The organism is Niallia sp. FSL R7-0271, assembly GCF_038005785.1.
GTDB lineage: Bacteria > Bacillota > Bacilli > Bacillales > Cytobacillaceae > Niallia.
This window is the reverse complement of the sequence record NZ_JBBOTZ010000001.1, coordinates 3602761-3617557: the sequence shown is the minus strand read 5'-3', so window position 1 is coordinate 3617557 and position 14797 is coordinate 3602761. Positions and strand designations below refer to the sequence as shown.

The window sequence follows — 14797 nt, the reverse complement described above, 5'->3', positions numbered from 1 at the left end:
GAGAGAAGTGGTTATTATTAATTTTAATCCAGTTTCCAGCAAAAAATTGTATATGCAAATATATCAGCAAATCTTATCAGAGATTGAGTCAGGAACTTTTAAAGTAGGAGATAAGCTGCCTGCAGAAAGAGAATTATGTGAGCAGTTTGGTGTCAGCCGTGCTCCAGTTCGTCAGGCACTGAGTGCATTGGAGTTAAATGGATTCATTTATTCCCGCCAAGGCGAAGGCGTTTATGTAAAAAGCAATCAAAACCAAGCTAACAATTCCCACGATCCTATCTCATTTGATTCTGTTTCTCCAGAAGAAATAGTAGAGGTTAGAATGAATATCGAGCCTTTAATCATTAAGTTTGCCGCACAGCGTGCTACAGATGAGGAAATTGCTGTGCTCAGGGAAACAATAAACAAGATGGAAGAGGAAACAAAGTCAGGTGTTTACGTTCCGGAAACAGACGAAGCACTTCACTATAATATTGCAAAAGCCTCTCATAATGAATTGTTCATCAATATTATGGCAGCAATCATTAATGCGATGAAGAAACAGGAAATGTGGCAGTTCATACGTGATCGTACTGTAACAAGACCAGATTATTTGGAAGTAAATTTAAATGAACATAAACAAATCATCGAGGCTATAGAAAAACGAGATGAAAAAAAAGCGACAGACATTATGACTAACCATATGCAAAACTTATATGACCGTTATTGGAAATGATGAGCTGCTTTTATTACATAATTTGTTGAGATAGCCTAAACAGGATTGCTTAGGAATGGCTTTAGGCGCTCTCAACATATTATTTAATAGTAACTGCTTTATTTTTTTAGTGTACTTAGCATACAAGAAGATAAGTATACAAATGTTAAGTAAAAAAGAAAGCGTATTCAAATATAATGCTAGACTGATAGATTCATTGTAGTGAAGTTCGAACCAATAAAAAGGCTGAGGTGAATAATATGCCATTACTTTACGTATCTGTTGGGGTAATAATATTAATCTTTTTAATTATGAAGCTGAAATTAAATACCTTCTTCTCACTGATTATTGTCTCTTTTATCGTTGCCCTGCTTTTAGGGATACCTTTAGAAGAGATTGGACTAATTGTTGAAAATGGATTAGGCAGTACATTAGGACATATAGCGTTAATCTTTGGACTTGGTGCTATGCTAGGTAAATTAATCGCTGATGCTGGCGGAGCAAACCGGATTGCGATGACGCTTATCAATAAGTTCGGAAAAAATAAAATTCATTGGGCGGTTGTTATTGCTTCCTTTATCGTCGGTATCGCCTTGTTTTATGAAGTAGCCTTTGTGTTAATCGTACCGATTATATTCACAATCGCAAAAGAAGTGAAAATCTCGATTGTTAAATTGATTTTGCATATGAGTGCGGCTTTGCTGATCACACACAGTTTTTTGCCGCCGCATCCAGGTATTACGACGGTTGCGAACGGACTTGGCGCAGATGTTGGGACTGTTCTTTTATACGGGCTGATTATTTCGATTCCTTGTGTGATTATCGCAGGAGTCATCTATCCGAATATTGCTAAAAGAATCGTGCCAAGTGCCTTTGAAAAGGTTACCCCAGACGGAGTTTTTAAGGAAGAGAAATCTTTTAAATTAGAAGAAACACCAGGCTTTGGCATCAGTGTATTTACAGCGATGCTGCCAGTAATTCTGCTGGCAATTGCTGCTGTTATTAAAATTATTGAAGAAGCACTGAATTATCATGACGGCCTTATTTTTAAGGTGCTGCAATTTCTTGGTGAGCCTTCCACTGCAATGATTATTTCGCTGTTAGTTGCGATTTATACAATGGGCATAAAAAGAAACATTGCTATGGTGGATTTAATGAAATCCTGTACGAAATCTATTAATTCGATTGGGATGATGCTGCTAATTATCGGCGGAGGCGGTGCCTTTAAACAAGTCATCATTGAAGGCGGTGTTGGCGAATATATCGCAGAACTATTTGAAGGCTCTGCATTATCACCAGTTTTATTTGCGTGGATTGTGGCTGCGATATTAAGAATAGCTCTTGGGTCTGGAACGGTTGCGGCCATCTCCACAGTTGGTTTAGTCACACCAATGCTTGCAATGCACCCAGAAGTTAATTTAGCGCTCGTAACTTTGGCAATAGGCTGCGGCAGCACGATTTGTTCTCACGTTAATGATGCTGCGTTTTGGATCGTGAAGGAATATTCGGGCATGACGCTGAAAGAAACATTTGGAACATATACCGTTCTTTCCACAATTTCTTCTGTTATTGGCTTGGTTTGCACGCTGATTTTAGACTTATTTGTATAAACTATAATTAGGAGGTTTTATGATGAAAATAGCAATTGGATGTGACCATGGCGGCGATGATTTAAGACCTGTTATCGCGGAATATTTACAAGAATTAGGGCATGATGTAATAGAGTATTCACCTAAGTCAGGAGAAAGCACAGACTACCCTCAATATGGCAAAATGGTTGCAGAGGATGTTGTGGCAAATAAAGTAGATGCAGGTATTTTAATTTGTGGAACGGGTGTGGGCATATCGATTGCTGCCAATAAGGTCAAAGGCATCCGAGCAGTAGTCTGCAGTGAACCGGCAACAGCAAGGCTATCAAAACAGCATAATAATACGAATATTTTAGCGTTTGGCGGAAGAATAGTCGGCAGTGTTTTAGCAAAAGAAATTGTAAAGGCTTGGTTAGATGCAGAATTCGAGGGAGGCAGACATGCAAGAAGAATTGGCATGATTGCTGATATCGAAGAAGAATTCCTATGCTAAGAAGTATTGGAGGAAGTTACTATGAAGAAGCTCGCAGTCATTACGAGCGGCGGTGATTCACCAGGCATGAATGCTGCCCTGTTTGGAGTCGTAAAGGAAGCAGCACGCCATGAAATACAAGTTTTTGGCTGTGTAAATGGCTATATTGGCATCATAAAGGAAGAGTTTATGCTGTTAACTGAATCAGAGCTGTTTAAAGTCATTGATATTGGCGGAACCATTCTCGGTACGCAACGCTTTCCCGAGTTTGCAGACAAAGACATCCAAACAAAAGCAGTAGATATCTTAAGGAAGCATGAAATAGACGGGCTTGTTGTAATTGGCGGAGACGGCAGTTATCAAGGCGCTAAAGCCTTGTCCCAATTGGGCTTCCCTGTTGCTGCCATACCTGGCACGATAGATAATGATATTGCCCTTACGGATATCACACTTGGCTTTCACACTGCTGTAGAAAATGCCGTTGATGCCATTGATAAAATAAAAACATCAGCAGCAAGCCATAAGCATATTTTTGGTATAGAAGTAATGGGCCGTGAAGCCTCTGATATCGCCATCTGGGCCGGCCTGGCAACAGCTGCTGACGGCATCATCGGCACAAGCGAAGACTGGAACTTAGAAAAAGTGCTAGAAGGAATGAGAAGTTCTGCTGGAAAAAGCCAAATTTATATTTTGGCGGAGGGTGCGATTAGTGCAGAAAAGTTTAAAGCAGAAATCGAAAGTCATTCCGAATTTAAAATCCATCCACTAGTGCTTGGTCATATTCAACGAGGCGGAAAACCTTCTGTTACCGATCGTATCATGGGCATTAAATTCGGTGAAAAAAGTGTGGAAACATTGCTTGCAGGCAAAAGCGGCATATGCCTTGCTGTTCACGCTAATGCTATAGTTGAATTGGAATTAGGGAAGGTGCTTTCTAGTACAAATAAAGAGCCGTTTTTGCCTTATTAAATTTGTAAAGATTTTTTAGAAAGCTGCTGATGGCAGCTTTTTTTGCTATTATCATTGTATATTATCATTAACAGAAAATGAAAAACGAAATATACGAGGTACATAAATGTACGAATTTGAACAGGAATCCAGAAAAAAAGCGAAAGGTTCTAACACTTATATAGTCTTATTTGTTATATCTTTTTTTGTAAATCTTCTTTTTTTCCTAATAGAAGGAAATATCATTCGCAGCTTATTCAGTTTTGTATTTTTCCTGCTAGTACTTGTGTTTGGACTGCGAAAGAAATTATGGGCGCTGATTATTATTAAATATACAGTTTGGCTTCATTTAGTCGCTCTTGTTCTGTTAGCTGTCGGTGCTATCTTTAAATAAAAGGAAGGAAGATACAAATCAGTCTTCCTTCCTTTTCTATGTAGCATCCTTCTTCATTAATGCCGCAATATTTAAGACAATAAACAATAAGACAATGATTACACCTGCCGCATTCATTGTATGATGGCCAATTACTTTATAAGTAATGGCGGCAAGAAATAAAAATAAAGAAATAACATTTAACCACTTAGTATTCATCTAACGCTCCCTTTTACAAATATATCCATATATTTATTTTACCATAAAAATACATATATGTGTGTTGAATACTAAATATTACTTAATTGGTGGTTTCTCGCTTTTTAAATAGGTTTGGCAGTAAAATTCCGAGCCCGATAAGCAAGGCAATCACACTAAGAGTAAGCAAGGGTCCGCCATGTTCTTCAAGTAAATCGTGAAAATTTGCTGCTGAAGTGTTTTGAGTGGTACATAAGATGGCTATAAACATATAACGGGTAGAAAATAATAGCACAGAAGACAGGATACATGCAGCACTGATGATCGTTGTTTTCATAGAGCCTCCATTTAGTGTAATAGGGTAAAAAATCAAAGCAGCCTTGTGGAGGCTGCTAAAGGTTCCTTATATGCTTGTCTTTGGATGTTTTATTTTATAAACGATGGATGCCATAATATTGGCAAGGAAGAATAGAGCATTTCCTTGATTATGGCTGTGCAGCACTAATTCACCTGCATTCATCTCGTCGTACATTTCTCCCTGTGTTTTGCCTTTTGCTTTGTACTTACGTTCTTCTTCCTTTAATGCTACGAGAAAGCGGTATTGAACTGGCAGCATTACAATGGAAAGCAGCACATAAATACCAATCACGGTGAAGAAAATAGTGGAGTACATTTCAGTTACCTCCTTTACAGTAAAATGGGAATTTTCCGTTACTTGTAAATATTATAACACTAAATGTAATTTATTTCCTCTTGAATACTGGTTTTCATTTCACATTCGTTAACGTACTAACATAAAAGTTCCTTACAAGACAAAAACTATGCCAAATTTCATTTTTTCAAGGGAGAATACCATGGATTTACTGATTACGATTATTTTACTGTTATTATCCTTGCTGATATCTAATATTATCAGTCACTACATACCTTCCATTCCAACGGCGCTCACTCAAATTGCGTTTGGAATGCTGTTAGCTTTCTTTTTTGAGGATATCTCCTTTGAAATAGAAACAGAATGGTTTCTGCTGCTGTTTGTAGCACCGCTTCTTTATAATGACGGACGGTATTTTCCTAGAGAGGAGCTGTGGAATATGAGGGCGCCGATTTTCGGAAATGCGATTATCCTTGTTATCCTGACAGCAATCGGCGGCGGTTATTTCATTCATTGGATGATACCGGTCATACCTCTCGCTGCAGCATTTGCACTTGCAGCCATCCTGTCACCGACAGATCCTGTCGCTGTTAATGGAATTGCCAAACGCATTCACATTCCAGCTGGCGTGCTTCATCTTGTCAGAGGAGAATCGCTGATTAATGATGCCTCTGGCTTAGTTGCCTTTAACTATGCTGTTGCGGCAGTTGTGACAGGTTATTTCTCCTTGCATGAGGCAACTCTTGATTTTGTATATAAATTTATATTAGGAGCTTTGCTTGGAGCGGCGTTGGCGTTGCTAATCACATGGGTGCGATTTATTTTACGCAAACAAGGAATTAATGATGTTACTTTTCATTCCTTGCTGCATATCATTACTCCGTTCATCATTTTCATCGTGACAGAGGATTTGCTTCACGCATCTGGCGTAATCGCTGTCGTTGTTGGCGGGATTGTTCATTCATTAGTAAGGGAAAGGCGCGAATCTGCAAGCCCTGAAGAACAGGTGCTGACAGAAAATATTTGGTCGCTTATTCTGTTTACATTAAATGGAGTTGTGTTCTTACTGTTAGGCTTGAACATTCCATCCTCGATGAGAGAGACCGTTTCAGATCCAAGTATCGGCAATTGGCTCGTTATCGGCTATTGTCTCGCCATCGGCCTTGTTATATTAGGCATTCGTTTTGTTTGGGCATATGTGTTTGCTCATTTTGAATATCGTTATTTGAACAAGGGTGCTAAAAAACCAGATATAAAAAATGCCTTGTTCGTCTGTTTAACAGGTGTGCGCGGTGCTGTGACAATGGCAGGGATATTATCGATTCCCTACTTTTTAGACAGCGGAGATCCTTTCCCAGCAAGGTCCTTGCTCTTGTTTTTAGCAGCAGGAGTTATTCTGTTTACATTAATTGTAGCAACCGTGTTTCTTCCAGTCTTAAGTAAAGGAGAAGATATGGAGGATGCAGAAGGAGAAAAGGATTTGTCTCCATTTAAGCAGAGACTGCTAGAGAAAGCTGTCGACCAGATCAGGTCTGTAGTCAATGAGGAAAATAAGACAGCCGCTTACGAGCTAATCGGAGAATACCGGCGCCGAATTCGTGAACTGGCAAGAGACCAAGGCAAGAAGATTTCGGCAACAGATGTGGAATTGGATGTGAAAACGGAAATCCGCATCAAGGCAGTCAAAGCAGAAAGAAGATATATCCAGTCACTAATGGATAAGAACAAAATCGATGAAGAGCTTTTCTGTACATTTGAGAGGTCGCTTGAATACAGGGAAGAGGCATTAGCTGGCAGTTTGCAGTCTGGTACCCTTTATCTTGTCGGAAGAATGCTGAGAAAGTGGAAAAAGGTAAGAAAGTTTTATCGTAAAGATAAGGAATTGGCGATTGCCAAGCTGGAGAAAGGCAAGGATGTTCAGCTGCAGGCCATGCAGGCAGCAATCGATTTCCTAAAGGACTATGCAGAGGAAATGGAAGAGCTCAAACAGCAGATTCATGCAGTTATCCTTGATTACAAGCTCATGATGGAAAGACTGCGAACATCATCGCGAAATTATGACGAAATACAGGAAGAGCAGAAGGAAGAGCTTCGTATAAAGGTGCTTGATGTAGAAAGAGCAGAAATTCAAAGTATGTATGAAAGTGGAGAGATTAACAGGGACCAGGTAAAGGAGCTTAGACGATTTATTAATTACGTCGAAAGTGCCGCTTTACATGAGCATGCAGAATAAAGACTAACGGCAGCCTATTTTTTACAGGCTGCTGTTTATTTTTCGGAAACAAGAAAGCGGTTTCTGTTATAATGAGAGGAAATACTGCAGGCGAAGGGAGGATTGGCATGCTGTCTGGGAGACAAAGGGGAATCTTGCTGCTGCTGAGCAGACATAAGGAACCGGTTACGGCTGAATGGATAGCGAAAGAGCTGAGTGTGAGCGACAGAACGATTCGCAAGGAATTGAAGAATATGCAGGGTGACTGCAAACAACTTGGAGTGAGCATCAGCCCTATTAAGGGAAAAGGCTACTGTCTACATATATTAGACCATGAAGTGTTCCAGCAGGAAATCAATCCGATTCTGACGGAAGCCGATTCAGGAGGCTATGATTTTTCTGACCAAAAGACAAGGGTGCATTTTCTCTTGAAACATCTTTTGCTGCAGGAGGGTTATGTAAAGCTGGAGCAGTTTGAGAGAGAAATGTATGTTTCGAAATCAACTATTCAAAAGGATCTTCGGCATGTTCGGGAAATGCTTGGTAAATATAAGCTGTCACTGCTAGTTAAGCCTCACTATGGTGTAAATGTCGCTGGGAGTGAATACAGAAAGCGATTATGCTTCGCCAACTACAGGCTGATGGAAGACTCTTCTAAAAACAATAGCAGGTTATCAGAGAAAGCCTTTGCTGACCAAATAAAAAGAATCATTATTAATAAAGTAAATGTTCATAAAATTGAAATTTCTGATGTTGCCTTAGGTAATCTGACAAATCATATTGTGATTGCTTGCAAACGGATGGAACAAGGCTTTGCGATGGGAGAGCTGGAGCATACAATCGGGGAGGCGCATCCCTTCGAGAAAAAAGTAGCGTTAGAAATTATTGGAGAGGTAGAAGCGCTAGCAGGCTTCTCGTTTCCTAGTGCGGAGCTTGAATATATAATTATCCACTTGATGGGCACGAAGCTTCTGCATGAAAATGCGCTGACAGAGTATCGCGAATTTGATGAGACACGAGAAATTGTCAGCTGTATGGTAACAAGGCTGAAAGAGGAGCTCAATTGGGATTTCACATCAGACCGGGAGTTTTTACATGCTTTGGCGCTCCATATTAGGCCTGCCATTAACCGGCTGCGCTTTGAAATGAATATTCGCAATCCGCTCGTTAATGATATTAAAGTGAAATACCCAAGTGCCTTTGAAGGAGCCATCATTGCCAGCAAATGTTTGGAAGACTGGCTGTCCGTTAAAGTGGAAGAAGATGAAATCGGCTATATTGCCCTTCATATCGGTGTTGCACTTGAGCGTATGAAAAGAAAAGCCAGGAAGCAAAAGCGTGTTATTCTTGTATGTGCTTCAGGTGTGGGAAGTGCAAAGCTGCTGTCCTACAGGCTGCAGGAGCAGTTTAGCAGAGAGCTGGAAATTGTGGAATGCATTAATTACTATAAGCTGGCAGACTATGATCTTTCTGCAATTGACCTTGTTATCAGCACGATTCCGATAGCGGAAAGGTTAGCAGCACCTGTGCAAGTTGTCAGCAACTTTCTTGAAGCAGACGATATAAAAGGAATAAAAAAGCGGCTTACCTCAACAGAGAAGGCTACTAAAGACAGTTATCTTGCTGAAGACCATGTGTTTATCGGTAAACAGCTGGAAACGAAGGAAGCTGTTATCGAATTTTTGAGCAATATCCTTTATGAACAAGGTCTTGTTTCCAAACAGTATGGAAGGCTTGTGCTCGAGCGGGAAGGAATTGCCTCCACTAGCTTTGGCAATTTGGTTGCAATCCCTCATCCGACCATGCCGGAAACAAAAGATACATTCTGGACTGTTTGCACATTAGCAAAGCCGATAAGCTGGAATGAAAATCAGATGGTTCAGGTTGTCTGCTTGTTAAATATAAGCAAGGACGCAAAGGGAGATTTAGAGGAAATGTATGAGCAGCTCATTTCCATCATTGAAGATAAAAAGGTGATACAGCAAGTAATCAAGGCAAAGTCCAAAACGGAAGTCATCGAGTTATTTCAAACAGAAACAGTAAGAAGCTAATTGTTTGTGCAATTAGCTTCTTTTTATTTCATGTAGAGATTTCCGCTTCTAAGCGGAAAATGCAAATATGATAAATTAAGCGCTTTCATTATACAATGAGGAAGTAGAGAAATTCCTTATAAGGGGGACAAAAAAAGTGAAGACAGTCATGCTCGTGTGTGCTGCGGGAATGAGCACAAGTTTGCTTGTGACGAAGATGCGCCGGGCAGCTCACGCAAAAGGCTTGGATATCACCATCTTTGCCGTATCTGCAACAGAGATAGATGATGTCCTTGAGACCAGAAAGGTTGATGCCTTGCTGCTCGGCCCGCAAGTGAAGTTCAGAAGGGAAGAAATAGAAGCAAGGTTGCAAGGAGAGAATATTCTGCTTGATGAAATCAACATCCAGCATTATGGCATGATGGATGGAGAAAAAGTACTGCAGCAAGCACTGAGTCTTGTAGGAAGCTAGTATTTTCATAAAACTTAGAAGAAACGAGGGGAGAACATGCAGAAATTTATTGAGAACCTGGAAAGCAAGATGGGTCCACTTGCAATGAAGCTTGATGGAAACAGGTATATTACGGCAATTAAAGACGGATTTTTTGGTGTTATGTCCCTATTGATTATCGGTTCGATCTTTTTGCTGCTTGGCAATATTCCAATCGGGGGCTATGCCGAATTCATGAGTTCCCTGTTAGGGGAAGATTGGGCATCCTACTTTACTGTTCCTTATGATGTGACAATGAATGTGATGACAGTGTATGTCATCATTGCAATGGCAAGAAGTCTTTCGCGCACATATAAGCTCGATGGCATTGCCTGTATCAGCATTGTTGTCGTAGCATTCCTCATTCTAACACCGATGTTAGAGCTGAAAGACGGCGGATTAGGTATCCCTGTAACTAATCTTGGCGCAAGCGGCTTATTCCTAGGGATGATTGTTGCGATTGCAGCTGTTGAAATCGTCCGTTATATCGATAAAAAAGGCTGGAAAATCAAGATGCCTGATTCTGTTCCTGAAAATGTGGCCAGATCCTTTTCAGCACTTATTCCAGCATTGTTTGTTATTATCGTCTTCAATCTTGTCCGCATCATCTTTTCATTAACACCATTTGGGACAGTTCAAGCCTTCATTTATCATTATCTTCAAGTTCCACTCCTGTATTTAGGAGACACATTGCCGGCGACTTTAATTGTTACCGTCTTTGAAGGAGTTCTATGGAGCTTTGGTATTCACGGTTCCAATGTTGTCAGCGGTATTATGAAGCCAATCTGGCTTGCTTTAACAGCAGACAATGCAGCTGCGTTCAGTGCAGGTGAAGCCATTCCGCATATTATCAACTTCCAGTTTTACGCGAACTTCATGAAGGTCGGCGGCTTTGGAGGCACACTTGGACTTGCTATTATTTTGTTATTGTTCGCTAAATCAAAGCAGTATAAAACATTAGGCAAGCTGGCGATTGGACCTGGGATTTTCGGTATTAACGAACCGCTTATTTTCGGGATTCCGATTGTTTTAAACCCAATTATGATGATTCCGTTTATTTTAAATCCGCTGATTTTGGCAACAGTTGCATACTTTGCAATGGCATCTGGAATCGTGCCGCTGACAAATGGCACGAATATCCCTTGGACGACACCGCCGATTATTGCCGGCTTTCTCGTCAGCGGCTGGAAAGGCGCATTACTTAACGTCGTGCAAATCGGTATTTCTATCCTTCTGTACTATCCATTCTTCAAATCTGTCGACAGAATAGCATTGCAGAATGAGAAGGAGCAAGAAAAAACAGAAATCTCCAATGATGGCGGAGTTAACTTCAACTAATGAAATGCCAAATAAAAGGCAGGAAAAGGACGTGATATAGAAATGGCAGAGGATGCAATGGAGCTGACAGGCTTTACAATTATCAGCAATGTGGGAATGGCAAAAAGCCTCGTCATGGAAGCTCTCTATGCAGCGAAAAAAGGAGAATATGAGCTGGCAGAACAGAAACTGAAAGAATCTCAAAACTTTTTCCTCATCAGCCACAAGACACATAGCGCATTGATTCAAAGGGAAGCAAACGGCGAAAGCCTGCCGTTTTCCCTCCTCTTCATGCACGCAGAAGACCAGCTTATGAGCGCTGAGACAACTTATGAGCTGGTCAAAGAAATGATTGATATGTATAAACGATTAGAAGTAATAGAAAAAGGCAGTGTCAACAGCTGACACTGCCTTTTTTATGCGCGAAAACTCCTAATTATTGTCGCGAGCGTAATCAGGCCCTCCTCGAGCTCCTCAAAGGAAGCGTACGAATAAGACAGGCGGATATGGCTGTTGAAGTTGCCGTAAAGTGTGCCTGGATTAATGAGAATACCGTGCTGAAGGGCTTTTTTAAACAGCAGCTGCAGCGGGATTTCCTTTATTAGTGACAGCCATATATAAAAGCCGCCTGCCGGCTTTTCCCAAACAGCAAGATCTGCGAAATAGGTGGACAGAAGCTTCTGTACAAAATCCCGTCTAACCTTCAGTTCATGCCGCATTTTCTCTATATGCATGTCATATTGGCCATTTGTTAAAAGCTTTGCGACAGCAAACTGGGAGAGTGTACTCGAGCCGTAATCTGTTTGCATCTTAATGTCTGCGAGCCTTTCAATGACAGGCTCTGGGGCTGCGATAAATCCGATGCGAAGTCCTGGCCCTAACACCTTCGACATGCTGCCTACATACAAAACATTGCCATGTTTATCAAGTGCCTTTAAGGGAGGCGGCGGTGGTGAGTCAAACCATAAATCACCGTAAACATCATCTTCCAAAATAGGCATTCGTTCTTTAGCACATGCCTCCAGCAGCTCCATCCGTTTCGTTTCTGCCATGCAGTAACCTGTTGGGTTATGAAAGGTAGGCGTCGTATACAGCAGTGCCGTATTATGCTGCCGTTTTGCCCGGCTAATCGCCGAGAAGGACAGCTCACCGTTAAGTGGAACCATCCGTATTCCTGCAGATGGAAACACCATAATGGAATTTAAATAAGACGGTGATTCTGTCAAAATGGCAGAATTTTGGTCGAGCAGGCCGACTGAAATCAGCTGCAATGCCTGAATGGCTCCAGAAACAATCATTATGGAATTTGGTGTCGTGCCAATCCCCTTTTTTTGCAAATAGTCACTTACAGCCTTTCTTAAGAGAAAGCTGCCTTTTCCTTCTGGATAGCTTAATGACAAAGCAGCTGTTTCTGCGAAGGCCTGCTGAATCATCGCAGTCGGCAGAAGGCTTGGAGACAGCTCACCTGTTCCAAGTCTAATGATATTAGGGGAGAATTCTGCTTTGTTTATCTCTTGAATCATTTGAATATTAGGCAGATGAGTTCCTGATTGAACATAAGTTTTCCAGTCGGCACGTGATCCTGCTGTAAGCGAACTCCATGTATTTTGACAAACGACTGTGCCTCGTCCGACTTGTGATTCAATCCAGCCATCTGCCTTCAGCTCCTCTAACGCATACACAACCGTGCTTCTGTTGACCTGGAAATTGTCAGCTAACTCTCGTTGGGGAGGCAGCTTGTAGCCAACAGGCCAGTTCCCTGAAATAATCTGTTTTTGAATAAATTCGTAAATTTGCTGATAGAGAGGAAGAGCACCCTGCTTGCTTGGCTTCCAGTGATTATCCATACTTGTTCTCCTGTTTTTGTCTCATTATATAAAATGGTTGGGGAGATTACCAACCAATTGGTTGGAGACAAGGACGAAGTGTTGCCGTAAACTGATGGATATTAACGATTTGGAGGGAATATCATGCTAGAAGCAGCTATTCATGGAATGTTATTAGCACTAGGGCTCATCCTGCCTTTAGGTGTGCAAAATATATTTATTTTTAACCAAGGAGCAGGCCACAGGAAGTTCCGCAGCAGTTTGCCTGCCATTTTGACAGCAAGCATTTGTGACACCTTGTTGATTTTGCTTGCAGTATTAGGAGTATCGTTGTTTTTATTTCAATTCATTTGGCTGAAAAACCTCCTCTTTATAGCAGGGGCATGCTTCCTTATCTATATGGGCTATGCAATATGGAAAAGCAAGCCGAAGACAGACGGCGGCCACACACTTACACCTGGTAAGCAAGTCGGCTTTGCCATGTCCGTTTCGCTGTTGAATCCACATGCAATTATGGATACAGTCGGAGTAATCGGCACAAGCTCGCTTATCTACAGCGGCACAGAAAAGCAGCTGTTTACTCTAGCCTGCATCGCCGTATCTTGGGTTTGGTTTTTCTGCTTGGCAATTGCCGGAAGAATGCTAGGCAAAGCAGATAAGTCAGGAAAGCTGCTTGTTCTGCTCAACAAAGCTTCCGCTCTCGTTATGTGGGCAATGGCAATTGTGATGGTCAAACAGCTTCTATAACAACCCTTCATGTTTAAAACCCCTCCTTTAGTGATAACAATAGGAATAATACATAAAGGAGGAATTTTACAGATGAAGTGGAGAATGCTAGGATTGCCAATACTAGCAGTTGCCATCATTATGGGCAGTTGTACTGCAAATAACGATAATGAAACAGACCATAATCATACAGATGAAGAACATACACATACAGGCACTGCTGAACTGCCAGAAGGATTAGAGCTTGCCGCTGAACCAAAATTCATTGACGGCAGCCAAGTGACCATCCTCGCTGATCATATGAAGGGCATGAAAGATGCTGAAGGAACGGTGCTAAGCTCCTATGATACGATTGCATATGAAGTATCCTATACTCCTGTTGGCGGAGGCGAAATGGTGCATAACCACAAATGGGTCGTGCAGGAGGAAATAAAAGACGCCGGCAACGAAAAGCTTGCCCCAGGAACAGAAGTAACCCTAGAAGCGGACCATATGGAAGGTATGAAAGGCGCAGAAGCAGTGATCGATGCAGCGGTAGAAACTACTGTTTACATGGTCGACTATACACCAGCAAACGGTGGAGAAAAAGTGACGAATCATAAGTGGCTGACAGAGGATGAACTCGAGGCTAGATAGTGAGGGAAGGAAGCTTGTTATAAGGACAGGCTTCTTTTTTTCTTAACTGTAAAAATATAGGTCAGCTAACAAATAAGCTCAGCTGTTGTTAAGCTTATCCATTTATTAGTCTATTAAACGAACATAACTAAGATAACATCCTTCTCACCAATCATTTTTATAATAAAAGAAATATTGAAATACTGCGGCAATAAGGGGTTATCGTATTTAGCATAGCTATTATAAGTAAGATTTATAGTAGTGCATTTATGCTTAAACTTAGTTCGCGTGAATTTTTTCATGATTTTTACCTCTTCTTATATGTAAAAAAGCTTACATTTGGTTCTGCCATAATATCACTAATAACTGAAAGAAGTAGAGGTGTATTCAGAATAGGGTAACTCCATTTTTTGTGTTGTTAACTAAATGCTTACTTCAAAAGCCGATCTTCCTCCAAAAATGTGCAAACAGTCTAGAAATCTTGTGTAAATTTTACATTTTCTCCAATGCTTTTCAAAAACAACTCTTATATTATTAACACATATTAAAGTATGTGAGGTTTATTAACAACTATTGTCACTTTTTATAACGGATGGAAAGGAGCATTTGTCAGACTGTAAAAGGGCTCTTTATAACTTAAATTTTCATAATAATC

At 40.9% G+C, this 14797-nt stretch carries 16 protein-coding genes; 12 read left to right on the top strand and 4 right to left on the bottom strand.

Features of this window, described 5'->3' with window-relative positions:
- Window positions 1-52: 52 nt before the first annotated feature.
- From MKX82_RS18475 to MKX82_RS18455, 5 genes are all read left to right on the top strand, one after another.
- A complete protein-coding gene (locus MKX82_RS18475; protein WP_233316148.1) occupies window positions 53-715 on the top strand; it encodes a FadR/GntR family transcriptional regulator in 663 nt (220 codons plus the stop codon).
- A 239-nt stretch (window positions 716-954) separates the two neighbouring features.
- Window positions 955-2304: a gluconate:H+ symporter gene (locus MKX82_RS18470; RefSeq protein WP_233315860.1), complete on the top strand. Its 1350-nt coding sequence runs from the start codon at window positions 955-957 to the stop codon at window positions 2302-2304.
- A 22-nt stretch (window positions 2305-2326) separates the two neighbouring features.
- Window positions 2327-2776 carry a ribose 5-phosphate isomerase B gene (rpiB, locus tag MKX82_RS18465; protein WP_233315859.1) on the top strand — a complete coding sequence of 150 codons (450 nt, stop codon included), beginning with the start codon at window positions 2327-2329 and terminating at the stop codon, window positions 2774-2776.
- 21 nt (window positions 2777-2797) lie between these two features.
- Window positions 2798-3724 carry an ATP-dependent 6-phosphofructokinase gene (locus MKX82_RS18460; RefSeq protein WP_233315858.1) on the top strand — a complete coding sequence of 309 codons (927 nt, stop codon included), beginning with the start codon at window positions 2798-2800 and terminating at the stop codon, window positions 3722-3724.
- Window positions 3725-3830: 106 nt separating this feature from the next.
- Window positions 3831-4097 carry a hypothetical protein gene (locus MKX82_RS18455; RefSeq protein ID WP_233315857.1) on the top strand — a complete coding sequence of 89 codons (267 nt, stop codon included), beginning with the start codon at window positions 3831-3833 and terminating at the stop codon, window positions 4095-4097.
- A gap of 36 nt (window positions 4098-4133) precedes the next feature.
- Here the strand turns inward: MKX82_RS18455 and MKX82_RS18450 are convergent, their stop codons facing one another.
- The 3 genes from MKX82_RS18450 to MKX82_RS18440 form a co-directional block, all read right to left on the bottom strand.
- Window positions 4134-4295, bottom strand: coding sequence for a hypothetical protein (locus MKX82_RS18450; protein ID WP_233315856.1), 162 nt, complete (start codon window positions 4293-4295; stop codon window positions 4134-4136).
- 82 nt (window positions 4296-4377) lie between these two features.
- A complete protein-coding gene (locus tag MKX82_RS18445; protein ID WP_237942032.1) occupies window positions 4378-4611 on the bottom strand; it encodes a hypothetical protein in 234 nt (77 codons plus the stop codon).
- A 66-nt stretch (window positions 4612-4677) separates the two neighbouring features.
- Entirely contained in the window at window positions 4678-4947 is a 270-nt protein-coding gene (locus tag MKX82_RS18440) for a DUF3949 domain-containing protein (protein ID WP_233315854.1), read from the bottom strand.
- A gap of 181 nt (window positions 4948-5128) precedes the next feature.
- Here MKX82_RS18440 and MKX82_RS18435 point away from each other — a divergent pair, with 181 nt between their 5' ends.
- From MKX82_RS18435 to MKX82_RS18415, 5 genes are all read left to right on the top strand, one after another.
- Window positions 5129-7159, top strand: a complete 2031-nt coding sequence (locus MKX82_RS18435; protein ID WP_233315853.1) for a Na+/H+ antiporter — start codon at window positions 5129-5131, stop codon at window positions 7157-7159.
- Window positions 7160-7230: 71 nt separating this feature from the next.
- Window positions 7231-9189, top strand: a complete 1959-nt coding sequence (locus MKX82_RS18430) for a BglG family transcription antiterminator (protein WP_341079031.1) — start codon at window positions 7231-7233, stop codon at window positions 9187-9189.
- 136 nt (window positions 9190-9325) lie between these two features.
- Window positions 9326-9640, top strand: coding sequence for a PTS sugar transporter subunit IIB (locus tag MKX82_RS18425; protein ID WP_285109765.1), 315 nt, complete (start codon window positions 9326-9328; stop codon window positions 9638-9640).
- Between the two features lie 36 nt (window positions 9641-9676).
- Entirely contained in the window at window positions 9677-10996 is a 1320-nt protein-coding gene (locus MKX82_RS18420; protein WP_237942030.1) for a PTS sugar transporter subunit IIC, read from the top strand.
- 42 nt (window positions 10997-11038) lie between these two features.
- On the top strand, window positions 11039-11380 hold the full coding sequence (locus tag MKX82_RS18415; protein WP_237942029.1) for a PTS lactose/cellobiose transporter subunit IIA: 342 nt from the start codon (window positions 11039-11041) through the stop codon (window positions 11378-11380).
- Window positions 11381-11391: 11 nt separating this feature from the next.
- Here MKX82_RS18415 and MKX82_RS18410 read toward each other — a convergent pair whose 3' ends face one another.
- Window positions 11392-12822: an aminotransferase-like domain-containing protein gene (locus MKX82_RS18410; protein WP_237942028.1), complete on the bottom strand. Its 1431-nt coding sequence runs from the start codon at window positions 12820-12822 to the stop codon at window positions 11392-11394.
- A 123-nt stretch (window positions 12823-12945) separates the two neighbouring features.
- Between MKX82_RS18410 and MKX82_RS18405 the strand changes: the two genes are divergently transcribed.
- Both MKX82_RS18405 and MKX82_RS18400 read left to right on the top strand, forming a co-directional pair.
- Window positions 12946-13548: a LysE/ArgO family amino acid transporter gene (locus MKX82_RS18405; protein WP_237942027.1), complete on the top strand. Its 603-nt coding sequence runs from the start codon at window positions 12946-12948 to the stop codon at window positions 13546-13548.
- 72 nt (window positions 13549-13620) lie between these two features.
- Entirely contained in the window at window positions 13621-14163 is a 543-nt protein-coding gene (locus MKX82_RS18400) for a YdhK family protein (RefSeq protein WP_233315847.1), read from the top strand.
- Window positions 14164-14797: the final 634 nt, after the last annotated feature.